Origin of the sequence: Bifidobacterium saguinibicoloris (genome assembly GCF_019331725.1) — a bacterium.
In the GTDB taxonomy this organism is placed as follows: Bacteria; Actinomycetota; Actinomycetes; order Actinomycetales; family Bifidobacteriaceae; genus Bifidobacterium; species Bifidobacterium saguinibicoloris.
On record NZ_JAHBBF010000007.1, the window covers coordinates 48705 to 75555 of the forward strand.

17 protein-coding genes are annotated in these 26851 nt (G+C 66.8%); 4 read left to right on the forward strand and 13 right to left on the reverse strand.

Annotated features, from left to right (window positions below):
- Positions 1 to 49 precede the first annotated feature (49 nt).
- Positions 50 to 1030 carry an alpha/beta hydrolase gene (locus KIH78_RS06035; RefSeq protein WP_219131657.1) on the reverse strand — a complete coding sequence of 327 codons (981 nt, stop codon included), beginning with the start codon at positions 1028 to 1030 and terminating at the stop codon, positions 50 to 52.
- A 223-nt stretch (positions 1031 to 1253) separates the two neighbouring features.
- On the opposite strand from KIH78_RS06035, the gene KIH78_RS06040 reads away from it, so the two are divergent.
- The 3 genes from KIH78_RS06040 (at position 1254) to KIH78_RS06050 (ending at position 6185) form a co-directional block, all read left to right on the forward strand.
- Positions 1254 to 2789, forward strand: coding sequence for a DUF6020 family protein (locus tag KIH78_RS06040; RefSeq protein ID WP_236034464.1), 1536 nt, complete (start codon positions 1254 to 1256; stop codon positions 2787 to 2789).
- Between the two features lie 193 nt (positions 2790 to 2982).
- A complete protein-coding gene (locus tag KIH78_RS06045) occupies positions 2983 to 4641 on the forward strand; it encodes an ABC transporter substrate-binding protein (protein ID WP_219131658.1) in 1659 nt (552 codons plus the stop codon).
- A 173-nt stretch (positions 4642 to 4814) separates the two neighbouring features.
- Positions 4815 to 6185 carry an amidohydrolase family protein gene (locus KIH78_RS06050; protein ID WP_219131659.1) on the forward strand — a complete coding sequence of 457 codons (1371 nt, stop codon included), beginning with the start codon at positions 4815 to 4817 and terminating at the stop codon, positions 6183 to 6185.
- 41 nt (positions 6186 to 6226) lie between these two features.
- Here KIH78_RS06050 and KIH78_RS06055 read toward each other — a convergent pair whose 3' ends face one another.
- The 8 genes from KIH78_RS06055 to KIH78_RS06090 form a co-directional block, all read right to left on the reverse strand.
- Positions 6227 to 6808, reverse strand: a complete 582-nt coding sequence (locus tag KIH78_RS06055) for an FMN-binding protein (RefSeq protein ID WP_420830128.1) — start codon at positions 6806 to 6808, stop codon at positions 6227 to 6229.
- Between the two features lie 80 nt (positions 6809 to 6888).
- Positions 6889 to 7689, reverse strand: a complete 801-nt coding sequence (locus tag KIH78_RS06060; RefSeq protein ID WP_219131660.1) for an ABC transporter ATP-binding protein — start codon at positions 7687 to 7689, stop codon at positions 6889 to 6891.
- 103 nt (positions 7690 to 7792) lie between these two features.
- Positions 7793 to 9151 carry an ABC transporter permease gene (locus tag KIH78_RS06065; RefSeq protein ID WP_219131661.1) on the reverse strand — a complete coding sequence of 453 codons (1359 nt, stop codon included), beginning with the start codon at positions 9149 to 9151 and terminating at the stop codon, positions 7793 to 7795.
- A 66-nt stretch (positions 9152 to 9217) separates the two neighbouring features.
- Positions 9218 to 10525: an ABC transporter permease gene (locus KIH78_RS06070; RefSeq protein ID WP_219131662.1), complete on the reverse strand. Its 1308-nt coding sequence runs from the start codon at positions 10523 to 10525 to the stop codon at positions 9218 to 9220.
- 43 nt (positions 10526 to 10568) lie between these two features.
- Positions 10569 to 11846, reverse strand: a complete 1278-nt coding sequence (locus tag KIH78_RS06075; protein ID WP_219131663.1) for a DUF2318 domain-containing protein — start codon at positions 11844 to 11846, stop codon at positions 10569 to 10571.
- Between the two features lie 85 nt (positions 11847 to 11931).
- On the reverse strand, positions 11932 to 12615 hold the full coding sequence (locus KIH78_RS06080) for an iron transporter (RefSeq protein ID WP_219131664.1): 684 nt from the start codon (positions 12613 to 12615) through the stop codon (positions 11932 to 11934).
- Between the two features lie 89 nt (positions 12616 to 12704).
- Complete coding sequence (locus tag KIH78_RS06085) at positions 12705 to 14501, reverse strand: FTR1 family protein (RefSeq protein ID WP_420830129.1); 1797 nt, start codon at positions 14499 to 14501, stop codon at positions 12705 to 12707.
- Between the two features lie 245 nt (positions 14502 to 14746).
- Complete coding sequence (locus tag KIH78_RS06090) at positions 14747 to 16135, reverse strand: MFS transporter (protein ID WP_219131696.1); 1389 nt, start codon at positions 16133 to 16135, stop codon at positions 14747 to 14749.
- Between the two features lie 430 nt (positions 16136 to 16565).
- Between KIH78_RS06090 and KIH78_RS06095 the strand changes: the two genes are divergently transcribed.
- Positions 16566 to 17594 carry an FAD:protein FMN transferase gene (locus KIH78_RS06095; protein WP_219131697.1) on the forward strand — a complete coding sequence of 343 codons (1029 nt, stop codon included), beginning with the start codon at positions 16566 to 16568 and terminating at the stop codon, positions 17592 to 17594.
- A 21-nt stretch (positions 17595 to 17615) separates the two neighbouring features.
- Here KIH78_RS06095 and KIH78_RS06100 read toward each other — a convergent pair whose 3' ends face one another.
- The 4 genes from KIH78_RS06100 to KIH78_RS06115 all read right to left on the reverse strand — a co-directional run bounded on the left by KIH78_RS06100 (position 17616) and on the right by KIH78_RS06115 (position 26728).
- Positions 17616 to 19463: an ABC transporter ATP-binding protein gene (locus KIH78_RS06100; protein WP_219131665.1), complete on the reverse strand. Its 1848-nt coding sequence runs from the start codon at positions 19461 to 19463 to the stop codon at positions 17616 to 17618.
- A gap of 63 nt (positions 19464 to 19526) precedes the next feature.
- Positions 19527 to 21320 carry an ABC transporter ATP-binding protein gene (locus KIH78_RS06105; protein WP_219131666.1) on the reverse strand — a complete coding sequence of 598 codons (1794 nt, stop codon included), beginning with the start codon at positions 21318 to 21320 and terminating at the stop codon, positions 19527 to 19529.
- A 223-nt stretch (positions 21321 to 21543) separates the two neighbouring features.
- Complete coding sequence (locus KIH78_RS06110; RefSeq protein ID WP_219131667.1) at positions 21544 to 22110, reverse strand: MarR family winged helix-turn-helix transcriptional regulator; 567 nt, start codon at positions 22108 to 22110, stop codon at positions 21544 to 21546.
- Between the two features lie 388 nt (positions 22111 to 22498).
- On the reverse strand, positions 22499 to 26728 hold the full coding sequence (locus tag KIH78_RS06115; RefSeq protein ID WP_219131668.1) for a bacterial Ig-like domain-containing protein: 4230 nt from the start codon (positions 26726 to 26728) through the stop codon (positions 22499 to 22501).
- Positions 26729 to 26851: the final 123 nt, after the last annotated feature.

Consider the following 26851-nt stretch of genomic DNA (forward strand, 5'->3'; position numbering starts at 1 on the left):
GCGGTTGCGGCCGTCCTGCTCGGCGGCCGCCTCACCCGGGTCTCCCCGCTCAGCTGTGCTCGCGGATGAACCCGAAGATCTCGTCCAGCACCGCCCGGCTCCAGAAGTCCTGCTCGTGCTCGGCGCCGTCCACGAGGACCAGCCGCGCGTCGTAGCCGTGGGCGACCAGTCGGTCGCGCATCTTCACCGACTGCCGGTACGGCACCACGGTGTCGCCGGTGCCGTGCAACAGCAGCATGGGCGGGTAGCCGCGCCCGTCCTCCACGTGCAGATACGGGCTCATCTCCGCGGCCCGCGAGCGCACCGCGTCGTCGAGCCCGGTGGCGGGCGTGGCGCCCACCACGGCCGCGAACGGCCCGAAGTAGTAGAGACGGAACGGATCGTCCTCGTTCCCGAACGCGTCGATCGCCTCGGTCAGGTCCGTGGGCGGGAAGCAGGCGACCACGAAGTCGACGGCGTCGCCCGCCTGCGGCCAGGTACCGTCCTCGTAGCGGGGGTCGTCGGCGGTCATGCCGACCAGCAGCGCGGTGTTGCCGCCGGAGGACGTGCCCCAGATGCCGAGCCGTTCCGGGTCCACGTGCCATTGCGCGGCGTTGGCGCGCAGGTAGCGGATGGCGGCCTTCACGTCCTCGAGGTAGGCGGGGAACACGTGCTGCGGGTTGCGTGAGGCGTTGCGATGGTTCACCGTGGCCACCACGTAGCCTGCGCGCGCGAGTTCGGCGAGCTGCGGCAGTTCGTAGTCGCGGTCCGGTGTGGTCCACGCGCTGCCCTGCACGAACACGACGGTGGGATAGCGGCGGTCGTCCGCGTCGCCGGAGTTCTGCGGTGCGATGATGTCCATGACGAGGTCGTCGGCGCCGGTCTTGTACGCGACGTTCCGTGTGACGCGCGCGAGTCCGAGCCGTTGCGGGTTCGCCGGGATGTGGATGGTCGCGGCGTCCGATGCGTGCGATGTGCCCGTGTTCGTTGCACCCGTCGCGTTCGATGCGTACGATGCGATGCCCGTTTGGTTCGTCTGATGTTCCGGCATGATGGTCCCCTTCCGTGCCAGTGCGTTTCCCCGGATTGTACGACGCGGCGCACGCCGCGCGTGCGCCCGGCGTCCCATCGTGGAACGCACCACGCACACCGCCGCACTACACTGGGCGCCTGTGGGGCACTCGCTTTCGAACATCCGCACGGCGGCCGCGCTTGCGGCGCCGCGGATTCTCGCATTCCTGAACCGGTCCTTCCCTTCGACGATGGGCAGGGCGATGCGCGCACGGTTCCTGCCGTACATGCTCGTGCTGCTGGCCGCGTGGACGCCGTGGCTCGTGCTCGTCTGGCCGGGCTCGATGCGCGACGACACGCTCGCCCAGTATCTGCAGTCGGCCGGCATCCACCGCTACTACACGCAGCACCCGTTGTTCGACACGCTCGTCTTCGGCTTGTTCTGGAGGACGGGCGCGGCGTTCGGCTCGCCGCTCGCCGGCGAGGCGCTGTATACGCTCGTGCAGGTTCTGGCGTTGGCCGCGGGTTCCGCGTTCCTGCTGTGCTATATCCGCAAGATCGGCGTGCCGCGGTGGCTGCGGGCGCTCGGCCTCGTCTATCTGGCCACCAGTTATGTGGTGGTGGGGTCGATCGCGACGATGGGCAAGGATTCGCTGCACACGGTGTTCTTCCTGCCCGCGGCCGTCCTGTTCACGGAGGTGTGCCGCACGCGCGGGCGCGTGCTGCGCCGCATGCCGGTGGCGGTGGCGTTCACGCTGCTGCTGTTCGCGGTGGTCGCCTCGAAGCGCACGGCCCTGGTCATCGTGCTGTGCGCGGGCGTCTGCATGCTGTTCGTATGCCGCGGGACGGGGCGGGCGAACCGGCATCAGCCGGCCGTCTGCCTCGTCGCGGCGATCGTGCTCGCGCAAGGCGTGTTCGCGCCGCTGGCCACGGCGGCGACGCACGCGAACGTCTCGCCGGGACGCGAGGTGTGGGGGCTCGTCACGCAGCCGGTGGCGCAGGTGGCGCACGACGACCCGTCGGCCATCACGCCGGACCAGCGCCGCACGCTGGAGAAGGTGATGGACCTCGACAGGGCGGCGGCGAACATCAATCGACATCGCACGAACGAGACGTTCGCCACGCTGCGGACGGGACACGGCAAAGCCACCTCCTCCGGCGCATCCGGCGACGCGGCCCCGTCCGCGTCGGACAAGCTCGCGGCGCTGGGCGTGTGGGCGCGGCTGGGCCTCGCGCATCCGGACGAGTACGTCAAGGCGTACGCCGGACCCATCCGCGGATGGTGGGATCCCACCGTGAACTTCGCCTATCCCACGGATTCCGACTACCTGCTGCGCCCCGGCTATCTCAGGCAATGGGCATCATTCGTGGACCCATCCACGGCACGGACGCCGCAGGCGCGTCTCAAGGCCATCACACGCGACCTGACGCCGCTGATGGGCACGTCGGACAGGCCCGAGTGGAAGCGGGACGCGTTGCGCGCCGTCCGCGATTGGGTACGTCCGCAGGCCCGCGATCCGCAGGCCTCGAACCCCCTTACCGCGATGGCGTTGTACGTCACGTGGATGCCGTCGGCGATCGGCGTCGCGCTGGCCGTCCGATGGGTGCGCCGCCGGCGGACGTCCGGAAGCGCCGCTTCCGTCGCCGGCGCGCATCTCGCCGCGTACGCGCTCCTGTTCTTCACCGTGCTCTCGCTGTACGCCTCCCCCGAAGCGTTGTTCTGGTACCCGATTCCGGTGTTCTTCAGCCTCCCGCTGTTCGCCGCCCTGCCGTTCGCCGACGCCCCATGCCGCGCGTGACGCACGCGTCACGCCGTACGACGCTTCGATGACCGGTCATCAATTCGCCTGATAGGCGCTTGAACGCCCCATAAGCAACGGGTATACGAACCCGACTGTGTCGGATTCCCCATCCCTGTAGGTTCGTGAAGCAACGACACGGGAACCTTCAAGGTTCCGCACGGGTCATTCGCATATCGACTGGGGGTCTTTCATGAACCGTTCACATGCACACATCGGCAGGGCCGCGGCGGTCTGCGCCTCGCTGGCGGCGATCCTGCTCGCCTCGGCGTGCGGCCAGGCGGCCGGCGGCAACGCGCAGAGCGCGGACGCCGGCACGCCGGTCAAGGGCGGCACGCTGCGCATCGCGCAGCCGACGGATACCGTGGGCTGCATCGACCCGTTCCAGACGGGCATCACCACCACGCGCACGCTGCAGCGCAACATCGTCGAATCGCTGCTGGACCAGGATCCGAAGACCGGCGAGATCAAGCCGTGGCTGGCCAAGGACTACACGGCGAGCGCCGACGGCAAGACCTACACGCTCCACCTGAAGAGCGGCATCACGTTCTCCGACGGCGAGAAGTTCGACGCGGACGCGGTGGTCAAGAACTTCGAGGACCATCTCGACCCGAGCCACCCGGTGAGCACCGGCAACCAGTCGCTCACCGGCCTGGAATCCGTCACCAAGACCGACGTCTCCACCGTTGAATTCCACCTGTCCGCCCCGAACTCCTCGTTCCTGCAGACGCTGACGACCACGAACCTCGGCATCGTCTCCCCGAAGTATCTGGCGGACGTGCCCTTCCAGCAGCGTTGCGCCGCCGGCAAGGTGGTGGGCACCGGCCCGTTCACGCTGGAGAAGTTCGACACCCGCACCAAGACCGTGCTCGTGCGCCGCGACGGCTACAACAGCCCGTCCCCGTTCTCCACGCTCAAGGGCGACGCCTACCTCGACAAGATCGAGGTGAGCTACGTGCCGGAGAAATCTGTGCAGATCGGCTCCCTCAACGGCGGGCAGATCGACGTGATCTGGCCGAGCAACGAGGATTCGTTCGACGAGAACGATTCCGCGCAGATCAAGCAGGCCGGCAACTCCATCCAGTCCCGTTCCGTGCCGGGCACCAGCTCCATCCTGTACCCGAACGTGCGCTATGACGGCCCGCTGTCCGATCCGAAGGTGCTGCAGGCGTTCTCGCTCGGCATCGACCGCAAGACGTACGCCGAGACCGTGCTGCGCTCCGGCTACCCGGTGGTGCAGGGCATCATCGACAAGACCACGCCCGGTTTCCAGGCCAACGCCGACGCCGTCAAGTACGACGCGAAGAAGGCCGCCACGCTGCTCGATCAGGCCGGCTGGAAGAAGGGCGACGACGGATACCGTCACAAGGACGGCAAGAAGCTGACCGTCCACTACATCACCACGAAGAGCTCCACCGGCGACGTGCTTCTGCAGGACCAGCTCAAGAAGGTCGGCATCGACTACCAGATCGACGTGCTCACCCAGTCCGAGGTGGCGTCGCGTACCGCGTCCGGCGACTACGACCTCGCGAAGGTCACCTTCACGCGCGCCGACCCGGCGGCGATGGCCGTCGTCGACAACCTGCCCAGCCAGTGGGCGCCCGACGCCAAGAACAACAAGACCGACGCCCAGGCCAAGGAGCTGAAGGCCCTGTTCGACAAGGCGGTCGCCACGAGCAGCGAATCGGAGAAGACCACCTCCTACCAGGAGATCCAGAAGTACATCGAGGACAACCGACTGGTGATTCCGATCTACGAGCGCACGCAGGACGCGGCCGTCGCCGCGAAGGTGCACGGCCTGCGCTTCACCGCCGACTCCTTCGGCGACTTCTCCGGCGTCTGGCTCGGCTGAACCTGACCGGACACGGCTGAACGCAGCCGGACGACGGCACCCAAGGGCCGCGCCGCACAGCGGCGCGGCCCTTCGCATCGCAGAACGACAACACAACCGACATCGCACATCGATCGACATCGCGCCACGGCCACGACGGCCACGGCGCATCCGAACAGGGGGAACGGATTCCAATGACCAACGACAACACGGCACAGGGGAAGACGACGCGGGCGGCCGCATCGTCGGCCGCACCATCGCACACGCAATCGGACGGAAGGCGCGTACTCAACGCGGCACGGGCGTTCACCGGCAAAGCCGGCCAATGGATCGCGGACGCCTCCGTGGCGATCGACGGCGCACGCATCGCATGGGTCGGTCCGGCGGCCGCACTGCCGGAACCCTACCGGACATGGCCGCAGGAGAACCATCCCACATCGACGCTCCTGCCCGGATTCGTGGAGACGCACGCCCACCTGGGCACCGAATGGCGACGGAACCCCACGCAGCCGAACGTCATCGACCCGGACGCCATCGCCGTGCCGTGGAACACGCTGCAATCGCTGCACACCGCGCAACGGCTGGCGGATCAGGGCGTCACCACCGTGCAGTCGCTGGGCGCGCTCGACTACACGGACGTCGCCCTGCGCGAAGCCGTGGAGCACGGGCTGGTGCGCGCGCCGCGCATCGTGGCCGCCGGGGCGATCATCACCCCCACCGGCGGACACGGCTGGCGCAACGGCTCGGAGGTCGACTCCATCCCGGATATCCGCCGCGCGGTCCGCGAACACCACAAGGCGGGCGTGGACACCATCAAATTCGCCGGAACCGGCGGATTCCTCTCCCCCGGATCGGCGCAATGGCGCCCTCAGTTCACGCTCGAGGAACTGCGTGCGGGCGTGGAGGAGGCGCATCGGCTCGGTAAGACCGTGGCCGTGCACGCGCACGGCACCGCCGGCATCGAGCAGGCGGTCGAAGCGGGGGCCGACCTCATCGCGCACGCCTCGTTCGTCTCCGACGACGGCTTCACGCGGTTCGTCCCCGAACTCGCCGAACGCATCGCCGCGGCGGGCATCTACGTGGACGTCGCCGCGGTCTCCACCTACCCGCTGCCCGAAGGCGGCGAACCCTGGTTCGCACGTTCGGTGGACCTGTACCGGCATGGCGTGAAGGTCGTGGCCGGACATGACCTCGGCATCGAACGGTTCCCGCCGGAGGCGTATCTGCCCGCGCTGGTGAAGATGCACGAGGCCGGACTGCCCGCCGAGGAGGTGCTGGTCGCCGCCACCGCGCGCGCGGCCAAGGCCGTGGGACTCGCAGGCGTCACCGGCATGCTGGCCGAAGGCTATACCGCGGACGTCGTGGCGGTGGACGGCGATCCGCTCGCCGATTTCACGGCGGTGGAACAGGTGACAAAGGTGCTGATCCGCGGTGTGGAGCATCCGCTGCCTTCGGCCGCGGAACGAGAGGCGCGGCGGTTCTCGTTCTGGGAGCTGCGCGGGAACCCCACGCTGGATGCCTATCAGGAGCGGCGCGCGCGGCTGGCGGCGGCTACGTACGAGTAACGCCCCGTCAACCCCGCGCCAAACCGCTTCGCCCGCTGCGGCTACTCCTGCACGGAAGCCTGCTGACGGCACAGGTCGAGGGCCTTGTTGAAGGCGTCGGAGGTCCAGCTGGCGCCGGCCACCTTGTCCACCTTGAGACCCTTCAACGGCTTGCCGTCCACCACACCGTTGATGGCATTGGCGAAGTCGGTCTGGTGCTGCTTGGAGATCTGCGTGAACGGATGCCCGATCACCTCGACGGTCTCGACGTTCTGGTCCTTGATGGTGAAGTGGACGTCGATGGAGTCCTCGCCCACCGGACCGTACTGGCCGTTGATCGAATACGTGCCGTCCTTGTAGTTGCCGGTGTCCTTGGACGAACCGTCCGAGGACGAACCGCTCGTGGACGACGAATCCCCCGAACCGGACGTGGACGAGGACCCGTCCGTGGACTGCGACTGCTCCTCCTGCGACTTCTCGGTCTCACCGGAGTTGCCCGCGTACTGGTCATCCATCGGGGTGGCCTTCGATTCGCCGCAGCCGGCCACACCGCCCACCAGGGCGAGCGCGGCGGCGGTGACGGCGATCGCCTTGGTCACGCCCGTCTTCGCCTTGTCGTCACTCATATCGCTCATATCCACCATCCTATTCGTCTACTCGTCCACTCCGGAGGGAACGCACATGCATCAACGCTATGCATAAACGCCATGCATAGGCAGGCGTCTCACTCCTCGCCGCCGGTCTTCGCCGCCTTGGTGGGGTCGGCGAAGCCAATGGGCAGGTCGCCTTCGCGCTGGGCGCCCTCCTCGGTGGAGCCGGTGAACGCCGGACGTCCGCCGGCCGCCTCGTACGCGGCCCGCGCCTTCTCGTCGTTCCATTTCTCGCCGACGAGCACGCCGTGGTTGAGCATGATCTCGCGTTCGGCGCAGCTCGCCACCAGGGCGTCGTGCGTGACGACGATGATTGTGGTGCCCTGGTCGTGCAGCTGGCGGAACAGGTCGAGCACGATCTTCTCGTTCTTCTCGTCGAGGTTGCCGGTGGGCTCGTCGGCGAGGATGAGCTTGGGATCGTTGATGAGCGCGCGGGCGATGCACACGCGCTGCTGTTCGCCGCCGGAGAGCTGTCCGGGCAGGTGGTGGGCGCGGTCCTTCAATCCCACGCGGTCGAGCGCCTCCAACGCCTGCTTCTCGTCCACCACAGAGTGGTAGTACTGGGCGACCATCACGTTCTCCACGGCGGTCAGGTGCGGCACGAGGTAGAACTTCTGGAACACGAGGCCGATCATGTTCTTGCGCACGTCGGCGAGCTGCGCGGCGTTGAGGTCCTCGAGCTTGCGTCCCTCCAGCGAGACGGAGCCCTTGGACGGGGTGTCCATGCAGCCGATCATGTTCATCAGCGTGGTCTTGCCGGATCCGGACGAGCCGACGATGGCCAGCCATTCGCCCTGCGGCACGGTGAGGTTGAGGTCGTCCACGGCGTGCAGGTCGCCGTAGATCTTCGAGATGTGGTCGAGTTCAAGCAACATGTTGGTTCCTTTGTTCTTCACGGCTGGTTCTTCACGGCTGGTTCTTCGCAATCGTTCTTCACAGCTGGTTCTCGCGCCCGTTCTTCGCGTCCGTTCTTCGCGGCTACTCTTCCCGCAGCACGATGGCGGGGTCGATGCGCGAGGCGCGTGAGACGGGCGGGATGGAGGCGAGCACGGCGACGAACGCGCTGAAGACCACCGATCCGATGGCGAGCGGCCAGTTGACGTCGAGCGATCGCTCGAACACCACGGAGGTGAGGAGACGCGCAAGCCCGTAGCCGATCGCCGTGCCGAAGAGGCCGCCGATGAGGCCGTAGAGCGCGCTTTCCACGTAGAACTCCATGCCGATGGATGCGCTGGAGGCGCCCAGCGCCTTGCGCAGGCCGATCTCGTAGCTGCGTTGGGAGACGATCGAGCTGATGGTGGTGGAGACGCCGACGAGCGTGAGCACGAGCACGACGATGGAGACGATCCAGAACAGGGTCTGGAGCATCGTGATGATGCGCGTGTCCGACGAGGTGATCTTGGTGACCTGCTGCGCTTTGACGTGCATGGAGGTCATGTCGTTGATGGATGTGACGGTGGCGTCAAGGTCGCTGCCGGTGGCGGAGGCGGAGTATTCGATGACGTCGACGCCTCGCGTGACGCCGGTGAGCTTGTCGACGTCGGCCGCGGTGGCGTAGATGATGGAGTCCTCGCTGCCGCCGGTGTCGACGATGCCGGCCACGCGGAATTCGGTGCCTTTGGTGTCCATGATGTCGCTGGAGACGCGGCCGTCCTGCATCTGCTGGCTGTTGGCCTGCGATTGCGCGTTCTCGCCGTTGACGGTGTCGCCCGATTGTGCGTCGGATTGCGTGGACGACTGCGTGGAGGCGTCCGACAACGTTCCGTCCGTCGACGATTCCGTCGACGTCGCGCTTGCGCCCGACGTCGCCGCGTTGTCCGACGCGCGGTATCCGATGGTAATCGGGTTGCCGACGACGAGGCCCATCGCGTCGGCGACGTCGCGTCCGACGAGCACGCGGCCTTCGGACGGCCATTTGCCTTCGACGTTCCAGTGGTGGTTGAGGTTCTCGACCTGCTTCGGGTTGACGCCGGCCATCACGTACGGCGCCGCGTTGACGCGCACGTTCTCGTAGCGGTAGGTCGCGTACTTGGCGGCGCCTTTGGCGCGCACCATTTCGGTGGTGTGCTTGACCATCGCCGCGTCGATGCCGGTCTTCGACGCGGCCGCGCCGGATTCGTCCGACGATTCCGCCGTTCCGGTGGGGGTGACGATGAGGTTCGCGCCGTACGAGCGCATCTCGTCGTTCATCTGCTGCGGCACGGCGATGCAGATCGCCGCGAGGCAGAACAGCGTGGCTGCGCCGACGAGCGACGCGACGACGGCCATGATCGCACGCGACCGGCGGCGGAACACCGCGCCGAACAGCATGCGGAAGAACATGCCGGTATTGGTCATTTCAGTCTTCCCTCCCCGTGCGTATGCGTCTGCTGCGGATTGCGCGCCCCGCGCGCGTCATGCGGATCAGCGGCCATGGAGCACCTCCGCGGGCTTGAGGCTCAGGATCGAGCGGATCGACGACGACGCGGCGACGAGCACCGTCAGCGCGAGCAGCACGAACACGAGTACGAACACCATCGGACGCATCGTGATGCCCGAACCGAACACCACCTGCCCGACGATCTGCGCGACGCCGGAACCGGCCAGCGCACCCACCAGCGCACCCACCAGCGAGATCGCGGCGGTCTCGGCGAGCATAAGGCGCGAGACGGCGCCGTCGGTCGCGCCGATGGCCTTGAGCAGCGCGAGTTCGCTGGAACGTTCGGAGATCGACGCGGCCATGAGGTTCGCGACAGCCACGGCCGCCGCGACGAGGCTCAGCGCGGTCATGAGGATCATCACGGCCTGCGTCTTCTGCAGCACGTTGCCCTGCAGGGCGGCGACCTGACGCACCTGCTTGGCGACGGCCCCGGGGATGACTTCCTCGATCTGGTAGGCGATGGAGCTCGGGTATGCGGTGCAGTACCACGTCTCCCATTCGTCCTGGCTCAGCGCGGCCGGGTTCTTCGCGGCCTTGCGCGCGAGGTCGTTCTCCGGGGTGGTGAGGGCCTTGACCTCGATCTTGTCGACCGAATCGGGCAGGTCCGCGAGCACCTGCGTGGTGGACGAGGGCAGGTAGATCGAGCCGTTCTCGTCGTCGCCGGAATCATAGACGCCGGTGAGTTCGATCTTCTGCTGGTTGGTCTTCCCGGACGCGGTCTTCTTGGTCAGGGTGACGGTGTCGCCGGCCTTGACGCCGAGCTGTTCGGCGAGGGTCTTGCCGATGACGCCCTGCGCGGAGTCGTCCTTCGGCCAGTGGCCGTCGAGCGTCCACCAGGAGCGCATGCCTTCGACGCCCACCACCGTGGTCTCGCCGGAGGGGAGCTTGAGCGTCTTGTTGAACCAGGTGCCGACGATCGGCGCGTTCACGCCGTTCACGTCGGCGTGCACGTTGAGCTGCGGCGCGAAGTTGGTGATGTTGAACGCCCAGAAGATGGTCTTGATCTTCACGGCGTCCGATTCCTTGAGGAACGCGGTCGGGTCGGTCTGGTCGCCGGCCGCGGCGCCGGCCTCCGTGTTGTACAGGTCGGAGACGACGGCGTCGGCCTTCGGCTGCACGGTGATGTTCGAACCGTACGTGGACAGTTCGGCGTTGAGTTTGTCGCCCACGTCGAAGACGACGCCGAGCATCGCGACCGACACCGTGGCCGACAGGCACACGGTGAGCGCGATGAGCAGGCGCCGGCGCAGCTGGCGGGTGAACGACCGCGCGATCATTCGCAGAAAGAACATGGTTCCTACCTTCCGTCCTTTCGACTCACCGGACTCGCCGGTCTCACTGGAAGTGGGCGCTCAGGGCGTCCAGATCGGCGGTGTGGATGGTGATCTTGCCGTTGCCGGTCTTGTACGGGAACGGGATGGGGTTGCATCCGCCCTTGAAGCCGATGGTGGCGAGGTTGATGGCCACTTCGCACCTCTTGCAGATGATCTTGCCGTCCTTCTCGTAGTAGCCGGCGTCGCCGCAGTTCTCGCATGCGTCGAGTCCGATGCCGTATGCGCCGCCGTTCTTCTTGATGATGATGAAGCGCATGACGGTGCCGTCCTTCGCCTTGTATTCAAAGCGGTGGAGATGGCCGTCCTCGACCTGGCTGAACGGGATGGTGGCCGTGCCGTCCTTCAGCGAGTAGGTTTCCGGCGGCGACAGGGTGGGCGTCTGGTTGATGGCCGCCTCGCCCACGGTGAGGGTGAGGGTCACGCCGATCATCGCGACGAGACTCCATACGGCGGAGGCGACGGCGCGACGACGGAACGCCTTGTGGCGGCGCACGGTCGCCTCGTTCTCGCCGGCCTGCGGCTTGGTCTTCGTGCGGAAGCCGGCCACGATGGAGGCGATTGCGGGGATGAGGAAGACGAACGCCTGCGCCAGGATCATCTGGTTGTTGTGGTTGATGGACCAGACGAGCGGCTGGAACAGGATGTGCGGGAAGAACAGGGAATGCGCCTGGATGATCTGCAGCAGGCCGGTGGCGTGCTGCAGGAACAGGATGAACGTCATGAGCGCGGCGGCGGCGATGAACGAAGCGCGCACCGCCGTCTCGCGCATGGTGCGGAAGATGGCGGCCACCACCATGGAGGCGCCGATGCCCAGCAGGAAGCCGAGCGCGCGCAGCAGCATGGCGGAGGTGAATGCGGTTTCGCCGGGTTCCACCCAGATGGTGAGCTGGAGGATGACGTCCGGCAGGGCGTAGAAGAGGGTCAGGGCGATGGCGAGGGCGCCGACGCCGTTCGCCAGATGCATGAGCCACTTGTGGCGCTGCCAGTCCTTGAGGATCCACGGCGAGGCGATCATCGCGGCGATCGCGAGCAGGTCGACGACGACGGCGACCGTGAGGACCGGCTGGTTGACGAAGGTGCGCTGGTTGATGACGGCGGTGGCGCGCAGGGCTGCGAACACGATGGCCGCGACGGTGCCCAGCAGCACGCCGTACAGGCGCCACCGGTGGCTGACCGGCTTGTCACGTCCCTCGCCCACCGTGAGCGTCACGCTCAGGCACATGACCAGCAATGCGGGGGCCAGCGTCCCCGGCATCACCGCAACGAATTGTTCCAGCATTCGCGCCCTTTCCCGCTAGTTCCAAAACCGGCGAAAGCCCCCTCGTGACGTGCGCGACGTGAGGGGGCTTTCTTTCATACAGTGATCACCACTGGCGAGGAGTGTACTCCCAGTTGTCGAAGGTGACCTCGAGCGGCTCGGTCCAGAAGCGGCCCTTGACGCCGGTCTCCGGGTCGACGTGCAGCATCCAGCCGTTCTTGGCCGGGGACTCGATGGAAAGCTTGAGCTGGTAGGTGCCGGCCTTGTCGAGCTTGACGTTGGCGCCGTAGTGCGGGCCGTCGGAGGCGTTCATCTGCATGAACACGCCGGAGGTGGCGGTGCCGCCCTCGACGGTCTTGCCGGTGGACTTGTCGATGATGTCGTAGTGGACGGTCAGGTCCGGGACGAAGTCGGCCTTGCCGTAGCCGAGCTCGGTGCCCTTCTTGTTGGCGTGGATGTCGGCCTCGAGGTGGAAGGAGGCGTCCGCGGCCTTGAGGCCCATGGAGGACGGCTCCATGTCGATCGGCTGGAAGTAGACGGCGCCGACGGTCAGCGGGCCGACCTCCTGATCCTGCTCCTCGGCGGTGCCGGACGGGCCCACCGGGACCTCTTCGAAGCCGGTGCCGGCGTCGGAGGAGGTGTCGGAGGACTTGTCGGAGGACTGCGAGGAGGAGTCCGACTTGGTGGAGCCGGAGTTCACGTCGGTGGAGCCGCAGGCGGCCAGGGAGAAGGCCATGGAGCCGGCGAGCAGCACGCCGAGCAGGGCGGCGATCTTCTTGTTCTTCATCATTTTCTCTTCTTTCTGTATCAGTGAATGAGATTCACGGATGGGGTTGTTGGTTGTTCGGGGGTAAGTCTGTCTGCTGGCCGCGGCTCCGCTCAGGCCTTGGCCGGGGCGTCCTGCGCGGTCGCCTTCGCCGCGTTGGCCTTGAGCCGGCGCTGCTTGGCGAAGCCGACGACGAACAGCGCGATCACGGCGACGGCGGCCAGCGCCTGCGCCACGATGCATTCGACGTACGGGTAGAAGCCGAGCCAGTCGTTGGTGGGCACGCCGTCCAGGTAGATGGCGGGCAGCAAGTCGCCTTCGATGAGCGCGTGCACGCCGCCGCCGGCGAAGACGACGACCAGCACGGACATGAGGATCGAGGTGATGAGGAAGAACGGGCCGATCGGAATCTTCACGGAGGTGAAGCGGATAATGAGGAAGATGATGACGAGCACGACTGCCGCGGCGATGCCGCCCGTCCACATGCCCTTCGAATCCTGGCTCATCGAGTAGATGGACTGGTAGAAGATGACAGTCTCGGCGCCTTCGCGGAACACGGCGAGGAAGCTCAGCATGGCGAGGGAGACGATCGTGCCGAACGCCACCTTCTCGCCGGATTCGACCTGTTCGGACACGGACTTGACGGCCGCCTCGGTCTTGGTGCGGATGTAGCGGTTCCACGCCTCCACGCTGGACTTGTTGAGCATCCAGTTGCTGGTCCACAGCAGCATGCCCATGGCGATGAGCGCGCACACGCCCTCCATGATCTCCTGCTGGGGGCCGGAGCCGCCGAACAGGAGCGTGAAGATCACGGCGATGATGCCGGAGCCGGCGAGGCCGGCGAGCACGCCCACGTAGATCCACTTGGTGAAGCGCTTGTTGCCGGACTTGACGAGGTAGGCGATTACGGCGGCGACGACGAGCAGCGCCTCGAGCCCCTCGCGGATGAGGATGAGGAACGCCTGGCCCACCGCGCTGGTGATGAACTTGGTGAAGCCGCCCTCCTTGTCGGCGGCGCCGCCGTCGAGGATGCCGGCGTCCTTGACGAGCATGGCCTTGAGGTCGTCGACGAGCTTCTTCGTGGCCTTGAGGCTCTTGCCCTTGTTCATGGCCGAGCGGGTCATCTTGAACTGGTATTCGACCTGGGAGACGCGACTGCCGCTGATCGCATTCATCACGTTCTTCTCGAAGCCGAGCTTCTCGTAGTACTGGTAGTAGACGTTGTTGACGAGGGTGGCGCCCTTCGCACCGTCGCCCTTCTCGTACGCCTTGTAGGCGTTGTCGAGGATCGGGGTCATCTCGTTGGCCACGTCGGTCCAGGAGCGGTTGCCCTTGCCGGGGTTCTTCTTCTTCTTGGCGTCGAGTTCCTTGCGCTCCTTGGCGATCTGGTCCTGCAGGGCCTTCGCGTAGGCGCGCGGCTTGGCGAGCTGCGCGTTGGCGTCGAGCTGCTGCGCGGTGGCGTCGAGGTCGGCGGAAAGGGCCGCGACCTTCTCCTGGAGCGTCGCCTCGTTGCCCTGCGCATAGGAGAGCTGCCTGAGCTCGTTGAAGGCCTGCTGCTGCGCGATCTGCTTGTCGGAGCCGATGGTGGAGCTCACCACGGCGGTGAAGTTGGAGGCCACGTACAGCGAGTTGTAGGCGCCGTTGAAGTCGGAGGCGGCGCCGGAGGTGTCGCCGCCCTGATAGGCCTTGTAGGCTTCGTTCAGCTGCTTGTCCATCGCCTTGGCGACGTCGGCCCACGTATCGTAGTCGGTGGCGGAATCGGCGGCGGAGGAGGACGAGGAGCCGGCGGCGTACGCGGCCGGCGTGAACGCGGCCACGGGGGCCACGGCCATCGCCACGATCATCAGCAACGCACCGGCGAGCGCGACGAGCTTCGCCAGGACGCGTTTGGGCAACCCATTCGCGGACATCCTGAAATTTCCTCTCTATTTCACAATCCATCAGAACGATAGAGAAAAAAATTCCGGAACAACAGTCTTGATTTTTCGGCGATGCTGAGGTACACGCCGTTGTCGTCACGACGTTTCGCGCGATTCCGCCGAAAACCGTCCGATATGTCGAGTCGTCACGTCTCACGATGTGAACGCGACGGGCGTACGCCCACGTCGCGTCCGCATCACGGAACGCCGCGGGACGTGCGGCACGTCGCGAATCGTCACCGCCGCAGCACGTCGAGCACCTTGCGTTCGTCGTAGAACGCGAACACGATGCCGCCGATCGCGCACAGCACGGCCGCGCACACGGCGGCGATGCGGTAGCCGGCGCCGGAGGCCATGCCGATGGTGGAGACGCCGGTGAACAGGAGCATCGCGACGGACTGTCCCATCTTCATCGCGAACGTGCGCGCCGCATAGAACATGCCCTGACGGTCCTGTCCGGTGGTCTTGGAGCTGGCGTCGGCGATGTTGGCGACGATCGCCTGCGGCAGGATGCCGAACGCGGCCATCGGGACCGCGCCGGCGATGGACAGCGCCACGCCCTGCGCCATCGGCGGGATGAACGCGACGGCGGCGGAGCCGAGCGCGCCGGCGAACGCGAACGCGCAGGTGAAGATGACGAACGCGACGAGCAGGAGACGTTTCTTGCCCACGCGGTTCGCGAGGATGTTGACGGGCATGTAGAACAGCACGGACACGCCGGTCATGAGCACGAAGTAGATGGTCGTGGTGGTCTCGGGGAGCTTGAGCAGCGAGGTCACGAAGAACGGCAGGCCGGTCTGGAACGTGGTGATCGCCACCCAGTAGACCACGTCGGAGCAGACGAACTTGCGGAACTCGCCGTCGCCGAACGTCTGTTTGAGGGATTCCATCGTGGATTCGCTGGTGGGCTGCGAGTTCACGTAGTCCTTTTCGCGGATGGCGAGCGGCGGGACGAGCATGCACACGAACGCGACGGCCGCCATGATGGTGAAGGTGAGGCGGATGGCGTTCACGCGGCCGAGCATCGGCACGAAGCCGCCCCAGATGACGGGCGCCACGTAGGCGACGGCGGTGCCGAACACCCAGGTGAACGAAATGGCGGTGGAGATGGCGAGCTGCTGTTTGGAGTCGTGGCCGAGCTCGGCGATGAGCGCGTTGTACGGCGTGCAGTAGAACGTGAGGGCGATGTAGTAGCCGATGACGGTGACGAACAGGAACGCGGCGTTCACCCAGCTGGCCGTGCCGATCGGGCTCCAGAAGACGAGTACGGTGACGAGCGCGAGCGGCAGGGCCGCGTACTTGAGGAACGGCATGCGCCGGCCGGCCTTCGCGTCGCAGCGGTCGGAGAGGGAGGCGACGGCCGGGTCGACGAACGCGTCAAAGAAGCGCGCGAACGCGGTGATGCCGCCGACGACGGTGACGACGCCGAGGACGGCGAGCCCCTGCGGCACGAACACGGTCTGGCCTTGGGTGATGGTCTCGTTGTCCGGCTGGTAGAAGTACACGAGCCAGTTCGAGATGATGCCGGAGAGCAGCGCCCAGCCGAACTGGCCGACCGCGAACGCCCAGATCTTGGGGCCGGGAAGGTCCTTCACCTTCGCCCCGCGTGCCGCCGCGCCCTGCATCGCCGTACCGTCCATCACCGCACCTCCGTGACGTAATCCCTGTGGTGTGCCGTCTTGCGGCCCGTCATCCGCTGACGTGCCGTCCGGCATATCCGATTGCCAGCATATGCCCGCATCCCGCGACCTCCCCGCATCGTCGCGGCGACGTCGCAGTTGACACTGCGTCAATCCTAGCACCGCGACACGCAGGCGACGGCGGAAACCGGAACATATGCGGCGGTCTCCGGAAACGCTTCGTAGAGTGGCTCCCATGACCACACTGACCGAACGCATGCCGCACACGATGGCCTTCCCGCACGCGCTGGGCACCGGCGTCATCGTGCAATCCACCGATGACATCGACGACGCGCGGGTCACCGCCGCGGACATCCGTCCCGGCGCGCTCGAACGGTTCGAAGCCGCCGGTCTCGACGAGGACGACGCCCTCGAGATGCTCCTCGGCAATCCCGCCTCCGCCGACGTCACCGTCGACCCCGGCCCGTACGGCCTCCTCCAGGCGTTCATCGACCGGTACGAGCATGCGCTCTCCCGCTTCCGCCCTGATTCGACCGTGTCCGCGATGCGCACCGCCGCGCACGGCGGCTCGTTCGATTTCCCCGATTGGACCGGGCCGCTGTTCGACCTCTACGACCTGCTGTCCGACGCCACCGAAGGCGCCGTCGATCCGTGCGTGGGCGAGGACCTCATCCGTCTGGGCTACGACGCGCAGTATTCGTTCCGTCTCTCCCCCGACGTGCTCACTTCCGCCGCATCCCCCACGTCCAGCGACGACCCGTCAGGCTGGAACCTCGGCGCCGTCCACGGGCGTGCGACCTGGCGCGACGACGTGGAACGCCACGGCACGACGCTCGTCACCCGCCGTCCGGTCGCGCTTGATTTCGGCGCGTGCGGCAAGGGATATCTCGTCGACCTGCTCGCCGAACGGCTCACCGCATACGCCGCCTCCGGCTACGTCATCGACGCGGGCGGCGACCTGCGCATCCAATCGCCCGGCGAACCGGTGTCCATCGCGATGGAGGATCCGGCGGACGCGACGAACGCGGTCGGCACCGCGACCGTCGACGCGGGCGCGTTCTGCGCGAGCGCGCCGAGCCGGCGGCATTGGGAGGCGGCCGGACGGCGGCTGCATCACCTGCTCAACGCCGTCGACGGACTGCCCGTGGACGACGTGGCCGCCACGTGGGTGTACGTGCCGGCCGGTGCGGCAGGAGACGCCGCAATCCACGCCGTCGGCGGCGGTGACGACGCCGATACCGGCCGAATGCATCGCATCGCCGACCGCTACCCCACGGCCGTGGCGGACGGCCTGGCGACGGCCCTGTTCACCACGCCGGCGAACACGCTCCACGGGCGGCTCGAACGTCTCGGCGCACGCCTCCCGTTCGAGTGCGCCGTGCTCAACGCGGACCGCACCGCCGTACAGTCGTCCGGCTTCCCCGGCGGCTTCTTCACCGCCTGACGCAACGCCGCGGACACTCCATCAGCCGGCGAGCGCGAACTGACTGTTGTAGAGGTCGGCATAGAACCCGCCGACGGCGAGCAGCTGCTCGTGCGTGCCACGTTCGATGACGTCGCCGTGGTCCATCACGAGAATCATGTCGGCGTCGCGGATCGTGGAGAGGCGGTGGGCGATGACGAACGACGTACGGCCGACGGTAAGCGCGTCCATCGCCTTCTGGATGAGCTCCTCGGTGCGCGTGTCCACGGAGGAGGTGGCCTCGTCGAGGATGAGGATCGGCGCGTCCTGGACCATCGCGCGGGCGATGGTGAGCAGCTGCTTCTGGCCGGCGGACAGGGACGTGTTCTCGTCGAGCACGGTGTCGTAGCCCTGGGGCAGCGACATGATGTAGTGGTGCAGGCCCACGGCCTTGCACGCCTCCACGATCTGCGCGTCGGTGACGCCGGTCTTGGCGTAGGCGATGTTCTCGCGCACGGTGCCGTGGAACACCCACGTGTCCTGCAGCACCATCGAGAATTGTTCGTGGACGTTCCAGCGCGGCACGCTCGCCGTGTCGACGCCGTCGATGGCGATGCGCCCGCCGGCGATGTCGTAGAAGCGCATGAGCAGGTTCACCATCGTGGTCTTGCCGGCGCCGGTGGGGCCGACGATCGCGACCTTCTGGCCGGCCTTCACTTCGGCGGAGAAGTCGCGGATGATTGGCTTGCCGGGCTCGTATTCGAAGCGCACGTGGTCGAATTCGACGTCGCCGCGCACTTCGCGCCCGCCCGCGTACTTGGCGCCAAGCAGGGCCGGTTTGGCCGTCTCGTCCGCCATCTCCGGCTCCTCGAGGAAGCCGAACACGCGTTCGGACGCGGCGGCGCAGCGCTGGAGGTTCTGGAACGCCTGGGCGAACTGGCTGAGCGGCTGGGTGAACAGGCGGATGTACATCATGAACGCGACGATGACGCCGAATTCGATGTCGCCGTTCATGGCGAGCGCGGCGCCCACCACGCACACCACCACGTAGCCGAAGTTGCCGATGAACTGCATGAGCGGCATCATGAGGCCGGAGAGGAACTGGCTCTTCCAGCCGGAGTCGTAGAGGTCCGTGTTGTATTGCTCGAAGCGTCTGATGGAGTCGGCCTCGCCGTTGTACGTCTTGACGATGAGGTGTCCGGAGTACATCTCCTCGACGTGTCCGTTGACGTCGCCGAGGGCGGCCTGCTGGCGTGCGAAGTAGCGCTGCGAGGCCTTCATGATGCCCATCATGAGCACGAGTCCGACGAGGCTGGCGCCGATGGCGCACAGTGTCATGATGACGTTGTTGTAGAACATCATGACGAGCGCGCCGACGAACAGCGTGACGGACGTGATGAGCGAGCCGAGGCTCTGCCCGAGGGTCTGGCCGATCGCGTCGACGTCGTTGGTGATGCGGCTGAGCACGTCGCCGTAGCTCACCTTGTCGAAGTAGCTCAGCGGCAGTTTGTTGATCTTCTCGCTGATCGCCTCGCGCAGCTGCTGCGCGGTGCGCTGCGTGACGTTGGCCATGAGCCAGCTCTGCACGTAGCTGAGCACCGCGTAGCCCACGTAGAGCGCGGCGAGCGTGAGGCCGATGCGCGTGACCGCGTCGAAGTCGACGGCGCCCATGACGGGCCTGCCGTGGACCATCGCGGGCAGGCCCTTGACGATCTCGTTGGTCATGTCCTTGAGTTTGTCCGGTCCGATGATTTGGAAGATGGTGCCGGCCGCGCCCAGGACGAGCGCGATGACGATGACGGGGATGTAGCGGCGGCAGAAGCGTACGAGCTTGCCCATGACCTCCCCGAAGTTCTGCGGTTTCTCGACGGCGCCGCGGTTCGGTCCGCCGTGTCCCATTGGTCCTGGCATAGGAATTCCTCCTGTTAAGTGTATTGGTGTCTTCAGCTCGCCTGTCGGCTCGTACGTCCGCCGTCAGGCGGTGAGTTCGGTCTGGCTGAGCTGCGATTCGGCGATCTGGCGGTAGACCTCGCACGTCTCGAGCAGCTCCTTGTGCGTGCCTTCGCCCACGACCTTGCCGTCGTCGAGCACGACGATGAGGTCGGCGCTCATGATGGTGCCGATGCGTTGGGCGACGATGAGTTTGGTCGCGTCCTTGGCGTGCGACGCGAGCGCGTCACGCACTTCGCGGTCGGTCTTGAAGTCGAGTGCGCTGAACGAGTCGTCGAAGACGAGGATCTCCGGGTCGCGGTGGACGGCGCGGGCGATGGACAGGCGCTGCTTCTGTCCGCCGGACACGTTGGAGCCGCCTTGCGCGATGGGCGCGTCGAAGCCGCCGTCCATGCGGTCGACGAATTCGGTGGCGTGGGCGACGTCGGCCGCCTCGCGGATGCACGTGGTCTCGCCGGCCGTCGCGTCGCGTCCGTCCGGCTCGTCGCGTCCGTCCGGCTCGTCGCCGTAGGCGACGTTGCTTGCGACGGTGCCCTTGAAGAGGATGGATTTCTGCGGCACGTAGCCGATGCGGTCGCGCAGGTCCCGGAGCGTGTAGTCGCGCACGTCGACGCCGTCGACGAGCACCTGGCCTTCGGTCGCGTCGTAGAGGCGCGGCACGAGGTTGACGAGGGTCGATTTGCCGGAGCCGGTGGAGCCGATGAACGCGACGGTCTGGCCGCGGGTCGCCTTGAACGAGACGTGTTCGAGCATCGGCTCGCGCGAATCGGGGTAGGTGAAGCTCACGTCGCGGAATTCGACCTCGCCGCGCGGGGCGTCGGACACGGCCGGCGCGCCGGGACCGTCCTTGACGAGCGGGTCGGTGTCGAGCACCTCCATGACGCGCTGGGCGGAGACGTCGGCGCGCGGCCAGAGCACGAACACCATGCTCATGAGCAGGAAGCTCATGATGACCTGCACGGAGTAGCTGGAGAAGACCACCATGTTGGAGAACACGTCGAGCTTGTCGGTGAGGTCGGCGGCGTCGATGAGGTAGGCGCCGATCCAGTAGACGGCGAGCATGAGGCCGTTCATCACGCTGTTCATGAGCGGCATCATGACGGCCATGGCACGGTTGGTGAACAGCTGGGTCTCGGTGAGGTTCGTGTTGGCCTTGGTGAACTTGGCCTCCTGGTAGTCCTCGGCGTTGTACGCGCGCACCACCCTGAGGCCTGTGAGGTTCTCGCGGGCCACGAGGTTGATGTCGTCGGTGAGCCGCTGCATGGCCTTGAACTTCGGCATGACGAGCGCCATGAGCACGCCGATGGCGGCGAGCAGGACGACGGTGGCGATGGCGGTGGCGAGCGTCCATTCGAGGCCGTCGCCGGCGATCTTCATGATGGCCCACACGGCCATGATCGGCGATTTGACGATGAGCTGCAGGCCCACGGTGATGAACATCTGGATTTGCGTGATGTCGTTGGTGGAGCGGGTGATGAGGCTGGCGGTGGAGAAGCGGCCCATCTCGGCGGGGCCGAACGATTCGACCTTGGCGAATTCGAGCGAGCGCAGGCGCTGGCTGAAGCTAGCGCCCACGCGGGCGGCGATGAAGCCGGTGACCACGGCGCAGGCGACGGAACCGAGCGAGACGAGCAACATCTTGCCGCCGGCGATCCAGATGTCGGCCATCTCGCTGCCGGGCGTTTCGACGAGCGTGGTGATGTCGGACATGTAGTCGGGCAGTTTGAGGTCGAGGAAGACCTGTCCGACGATGGAGACCAGGGCGATGAGCATCTGCCCGACCTCCCCCTTGGAGAGGTATTTCATGATGCGAAGCATTGATTCCCCTTAAGCGTTGGTTTGCGTTGCGTCGACCGGCGCAATCCGCGCCGTCGGCAATTGGATGTCCACGTGATTTATCTTGCAGTATTAAATTACTTACACCCAGAGGTATTTGTCAATGCGACGGCGTTTCCCACACGAAACATACGGAACACAGAGCAGGCGGCGACGAATCATCGCCAAGCGAAAACCCGCCCCCAACGGACGGGGCGACCGCGGTTCAGCGACGCCCGGACCCGGCGCCCGCGGCGTCGTCGGAACCCTCGGCGGCCGCATTCCCAGCGACCGGACAGGACCACCCATCCGACGAATCGGCCTCCTCGAACGCCTTGCGCACCTCCTCGGCCGTAGGGCGAGGCTTGCCGGGACGGCAGATCGACATGTAGGTCATGAACTCGCGGGTCAGATCGACGAACTCGCGGGTGCGTCGCTCCCCCATCTGCGAGAAGATCCAGCACACCGCGTCACGCATCGCGTCGACGTCGTGCCGCACGGCCTCACGCCCCACATCCGTAAGCCGCACGCGCACCACGCGACGGTCGTCGGGGTCATTCTCGCGCGTGACGTACCCCTTCTTCTCCAAGGCGGACAGCAGCGTGGAGACGCGGCCGGAGCTCACGCGCAGCGCCGAGGCCAGCTGGGAGGGCGTCATCTGCCCGAACTCCATGAGCTGGCGCAGGACGAACACCTCGCCGTGGGCGCCGCGGTTGAGATCGCGCTGCATGGCCGACTTGTGGCTCCACACCTTGGTCCACAGCTCGTCCACCGCTTCCTGTTCGAAGCCCATCGTCCACTCCTCCCATCGGCCTGCGGCGTTCGTCTCCCGACGCCATGACCGGACCTTCGCATCCGCCGCACCGCACAGTACGACGCAAGAATATCTCACACCGGATAATATCTCGCACTATAAACAATCATCGGACGGCGGAAGGCGTGCATTCCGCACATCACGGACACCGCACATCGCAGTCACACACATCGCAGTCACATCGCGGCCCGCACCCGACGCGCCCGCATCGCCGTCGGACGAACCAACCCCGTCATCGGACGCAACCCGACAAACCAGTCCTCGCCATCGGACGCATCCCGACGAACCAGCATCCTCATCGGACGCAGACGCGAGCGGGGCGGCCTCCGCAAGGGAGACCGCCCCGTTCAGGCGATGCCGTCAGGCGTCAGGCGCGGCGGCGACGCAGCGCGACCGCCGCACCGGCGGCCACCGCGAGCGCCACCGCGGCCATGGCCACGACGGTCACGGACGCGCCGGTCCTGGACAGTCCGGTGCCGGGCTTCTTGGCCGCGGGCTTCGCACCGGGCTTGCCGCCCTGCTCGTTGCCGGGCTTCTCCGGCTGCGGCGCGGGCGCGGGCTCGGCGGCCTTCTTCACCGTCACGTCGAACGTGGCGGTGGCGCCGCGGTAGGAGACCAGCACGGTCTTCCTGCCGGCGGTGGCGGAGTCGAAGCCTTCGCCCACGGCCAGCTGCGGGTCGTCGAGGCTGACGGACTTCACCGTCTCCTTGCCGTCCTTGGTCCAGACCGCGTCCACCTTGAGGCCCTTGAGGTCGAGCTTGTCACCGATCTCGTACGTGGTCTTCGAGGGCGCGGTGACGCGCAGCGTGAGCTTCGGCAGGGCGCCGTAGTCCACGACGTACGTGCGGGCCTTGCCGCCGTCGTTCGGGGTCACGGCGATGGTGGCCTTGCCGCCGTTCTCCGCGCTGGCCTGCTCGACCTTGACGTCGGCCGCGTTGTCGGCGGCGTAGGCGTCGATGTGCGGGTAGGTCTCGGCGTCCGCGGCGAGCGTGCCGTGGAACGTGCCGTCCTCGGGCAGCTTGTCCGGGTCGAAGCCGTCGAGGCGCACGCCGTCGGCGCGCAGTTCGCCGAGCGCGCTGTCCGTGGTGGGCAGCAGCTTGCCGGTAGGCGAGATGAGCTCGATCTCGGAGACGGAGATGTACGGGTGGGCGTCGCCCACGGTGTTCACGATGTTGAACCAGTTGCCGGTGATCGGCTTGTCGACCTTGATGACCGCGACCGGCGCCTCGTCGGCGGTGTCGGGCAGGCTCACCGCGCTGCCGAACGGCACGTAGGCGCTGCCGTTCCAATAGTTCACGGACACGCTGGCCGGCCACGTGGCGGAGCCGGCGTCCTTGTAGTAGTAGACGCGGATCTCGCTGACGGTCTGGTCGGTGGTGAAGCCGAACGTGGCGGTCGGGGTCTGGGCCTTCTGGGAGGCGTCGGCCTTCCACGTGGTCCAGCCCTTGTCGGTGAGGTCGCCGTTGATGGTCTTGGACGGGTCGGTCGTGTCGACGTCGGTGTACGTCGGTCCGAAGGTGTCGGAGGCGACGTTGCGCGTCTCCGCGTCCTCGACGTACACGGTGAGGCGCACGTGGATGTCCGGGTACGCGGTCAGCGCGCCGGGCACCTGGATCGCGTCGCCGGACTTGGCCTTGGCGAGACGGTCGGCGAAGTCGGACGGCCACTGCCAGGTGACGGCGGACCTGATCGCCTCGGACATGCCGACGTGCGCGTCGACCTCGGCGGGCGCGGCGGCCTTGACGGACGCCTCGTCGGAACCGGTCTTCACGGTGACGGACGCCGGGTCGGCCACGGTGAGGTCGCCCACGTGCACGGTGGCCTTCACGTCCAGCTTGTTGCCGTACAGGTCGGTGGCCGTGGCGGTGGCGGTGTACGCGCCCTTGGCGGCGGTGTTCACGCCGCTGACGTCCCACTGGCCTTCGATGGCGGCCGGATCGCCGGCGCCCCACGTGTAGTACGGGGTCACCGTGGTGCCGAGGGCCTTGCGCACGTCGTCCGCGGAGGCGCCGACGGGCACCTGGACGCGCACGTCACGCACGCCGCTGGGCGTGGTGGAGCGCAGGGTCCAGCCCTGGCCGGTCATGCCCTTGGACAGGTCCAGCGTGGGCGTGCTGCCGGCGGCGTTGCTGTTCGCGGTGAGGGTCTTCGCGGCGGCCGCGTTGACGAGGTTGAAGTGCGTGCCGTCCTCGGTGTTGAGGATCCAGATGGCCGATTGGTCCTGCTTCGCCTGGTCGACGCTTTCGGAGACGAGCTTTACGTTCACACTGTTCGCGTCGACGGCGCCGTCGGAGCTTGCGGAGCCGGTGGACGTATCGGCGGCGAGCACACGGCCGTCGGCGGTCTCGATGACGTAGCGCTTGACGGTGGGACGGGCGGCCTCGGCGGGCAGCTCGTGGAACGTGAGGTTCTGCTTGGCGGCGTCGTCGCCGGTGGCGGCGTCGTCGCCGGTGGCGGCGAGGTCCTGCAGGGTCACGTTGCCGTCGGCGTCCGTGGAGACGGTCTTGCCGGACCACTGGTTGACGAGCGCGTACGTGCTGCCGTCCGTGACGGACGGGGCGTTCTCGGACACGCCGGTCACGCCGTGCAGCTGCACGGAGGCGATGGAGCGGGCGGGCACGGTCATCGTGGCGGTCTTGTGCTTGGCGTCGATCGTCACGGAGCCGGCGGGCTGCTTGACGTCGCTGGACTTGTTCATCGTGTCCGGGGTGGCCGCGAACGCGCCCTTGTCCACGTCGTCCTTGGCGGATTCGGTGGTCAGGTACAGGTCGCCGGAGGCGTCGGCCGCGATGTCCTTGTAGTTGGACAGGTCGATGACGAACGTCTGCGGCTTGTTCGAGCTGTTGGTGTGCACCACGGTCTGGGTCTTGCCGTCCTTGGACTGGGCGGAGAAGTTGGTGCCGGTGTCGCTGTTGGCGAGGATGGTGTCGCCTTCGCCGATGAACTGCGTGTAGGCGCGCATGCTGTTGTACTTCGAGTTGACGAGCACGGAGCACGGCTGGAGGCCCTCGGTCTTGCCGCCGTTGTTGTCCACGCGGCGCTTGGAGTACAGGTTGCCGTCCGCGTCGGTCACGTTGCAGTCGAAGTCGATGAAGATGGTGCCCCAGTTGGTGTTCTCGCCACCGGGGTTGAGCGTGTTGCCGTTCTCGTCGGTGGTGCCCTTCTCCATGTTGTAGAGGTCCTCGACGACCTGCCAGAAGTTGAAGTCCTGGGACTGCAGCTTGTAGACGTAGCCGTTGATCATGGAGGTGAAGCCGAGGGCGTTGTCGAAGCCGAACGGGTTGAAGCCGCCGTTCTGCCAGGAGCCGTCCACCTCGCTCATCGAGAGCTTCCTGCCGTCGCGCTGGGCCACGTCGCGCACGTTGCGCTCGTTGTAGGTCTGGTCGCCGCCGTAGCCGTGCACGTTGTACTGGCCCACCTTGGCGCGCTCCTCGGGGGTGTAGTTGTTGTACGCCTCCATGAACTGGTCACGGAACTGGGCGTCGGTGGAGGAGATGACGGTGCCGTCGTTGCCCTGCAGCGCCTTGGACAGCGATTCCACGGCGCGCTGCTGCATGCGGCCGCCGTTGGCGTCCGAGGTGGAGACGTGCATGCCCTCCTGGGGCTTCTTCACCGCGTTGGAGTACGGGGTGATGGACAGGTCGGCGCCGTCGTAGTCGCCGGTGGCCATGTAGCGGTTGATGAGCTGCGCGTCGGCCGAGGAGGCGTCCTTGGTGAAGTCGGTGGCGTTCTGCCACGGGGTGATCCACGAGCCGGACTCGGATTCGTTGAACGGTTCGACGGTGTTGAAGTTGACGCCGTACTTGTCTTCGAGGTGCTTGGTGACCTTGGCCATGTAGACGCCGAACTTCTCCGGATCCTTGAGGTTGTTGTCCCAGGAGGAGTTGCGGCCGCCGGCCACGTAGCCGCTTCCGGTCATGAAGTAGGGCGCGGAGTTGGCGAACGCCTCCCAGTGGGTGATGTCGCCGGTCTTGACGCCCTCCTGGATCCACCATTCCTGCGATTCGACCTTCTTGGCGGCCTCGCTGTCCTTGGAGGCGTCGCCCCACACGTAGGAGCTGTCGCTGTTCGGGTCGTAGGCGGCGTCGAGCTTGTCGCGGTCGGCCTGCTTGGTGGTGATGGCGTTGCCGTCGGCGTCCTTGTACAGTCCCTTGGAGCCGTCCGTATCCGGAGCCCAGTAGCCGGGCACGGCGGCGCCCTGACGCATGAACGGGTAGCCGTAGGCCACGTCGGAGGCGTTGCCGCCGCCCACGTTGTAGCGGGCCTTGTTGAGGTTGAGGCCGTTGGAGCCGAAGATGCTGTCGTAGAAGTCCTGGCGGAGCTTGGCGCCGTTGGCGTTGGCCTTGGCGTTGAGCTCGGCGTCGGCGGGCTTGCCGTCGGCGGTGTAGTTCTGCTGGTTGCCGTAGGCGCCGGTGGCGTTGGCGAACCATGCCAGCGAGGTGCCCCAGCCTTCGAACGGGCCGTTCTGGTACCAGGGGTTGATGGTGACCGTGGAGACGTCGGCGCCGCCGGCCGCATAGGCCGTACTGGCGAGTCCTCCTCCGAGCAGTGTGGCCGCGGCGGCTATGGCCGCCACGGATTTGCCGATGGTGTTCATGCGGGTGTTCCCTCCTTGCTCGCCCTTCTCCGGGCGATTCCTTCCCGGACCGACCCTCCTTGATCGGCCCCGTTCCGGCTGCCCGGCGCGGTGCCGCGCGGGGCTCTTCCGGACGACCTTGTC

Coding starts and splice junctions, on each gene's coding strand:
- KIH78_RS06035 (WP_219131657.1), bottom strand. CDS start 1,030: ATGCCGGAACATCAGACGAACCAAACGGGCATCGCATCGTACGCATCG.
- KIH78_RS06040 (WP_236034464.1), top strand. CDS start 1,254: ATGCGCGCACGGTTCCTGCCGTACATGCTCGTGCTGCTGGCCGCGTGG.
- KIH78_RS06045 (WP_219131658.1), top strand. CDS start 2,983: ATGAACCGTTCACATGCACACATCGGCAGGGCCGCGGCGGTCTGCGCC.
- KIH78_RS06050 (WP_219131659.1), top strand. CDS start 4,815: ATGACCAACGACAACACGGCACAGGGGAAGACGACGCGGGCGGCCGCA.
- KIH78_RS06055 (WP_420830128.1), bottom strand. CDS start 6,808: ATGGTGGATATGAGCGATATGAGTGACGACAAGGCGAAGACGGGCGTG.
- KIH78_RS06060 (WP_219131660.1), bottom strand. CDS start 7,689: ATGTTGCTTGAACTCGACCACATCTCGAAGATCTACGGCGACCTGCAC.
- KIH78_RS06065 (WP_219131661.1), bottom strand. CDS start 9,151: ATGACCAATACCGGCATGTTCTTCCGCATGCTGTTCGGCGCGGTGTTC.
- KIH78_RS06070 (WP_219131662.1), bottom strand. CDS start 10,525: ATGTTCTTTCTGCGAATGATCGCGCGGTCGTTCACCCGCCAGCTGCGC.
- KIH78_RS06075 (WP_219131663.1), bottom strand. CDS start 11,846: ATGCTGGAACAATTCGTTGCGGTGATGCCGGGGACGCTGGCCCCCGCA.
- KIH78_RS06080 (WP_219131664.1), bottom strand. CDS start 12,615: ATGATGAAGAACAAGAAGATCGCCGCCCTGCTCGGCGTGCTGCTCGCC.
- KIH78_RS06085 (WP_420830129.1), bottom strand. CDS start 14,501: ATGTCCGCGAATGGGTTGCCCAAACGCGTCCTGGCGAAGCTCGTCGCG.
- KIH78_RS06090 (WP_219131696.1), bottom strand. CDS start 16,135: ATGCAGGGCGCGGCGGCACGCGGGGCGAAGGTGAAGGACCTTCCCGGC.
- KIH78_RS06095 (WP_219131697.1), top strand. CDS start 16,566: ATGCTCCTCGGCAATCCCGCCTCCGCCGACGTCACCGTCGACCCCGGC.
- KIH78_RS06100 (WP_219131665.1), bottom strand. CDS start 19,463: ATGCCAGGACCAATGGGACACGGCGGACCGAACCGCGGCGCCGTCGAG.
- KIH78_RS06105 (WP_219131666.1), bottom strand. CDS start 21,320: ATGCTTCGCATCATGAAATACCTCTCCAAGGGGGAGGTCGGGCAGATG.
- KIH78_RS06110 (WP_219131667.1), bottom strand. CDS start 22,110: ATGGGCTTCGAACAGGAAGCGGTGGACGAGCTGTGGACCAAGGTGTGG.
- KIH78_RS06115 (WP_219131668.1), bottom strand. CDS start 26,728: ATGAACACCATCGGCAAATCCGTGGCGGCCATAGCCGCCGCGGCCACA.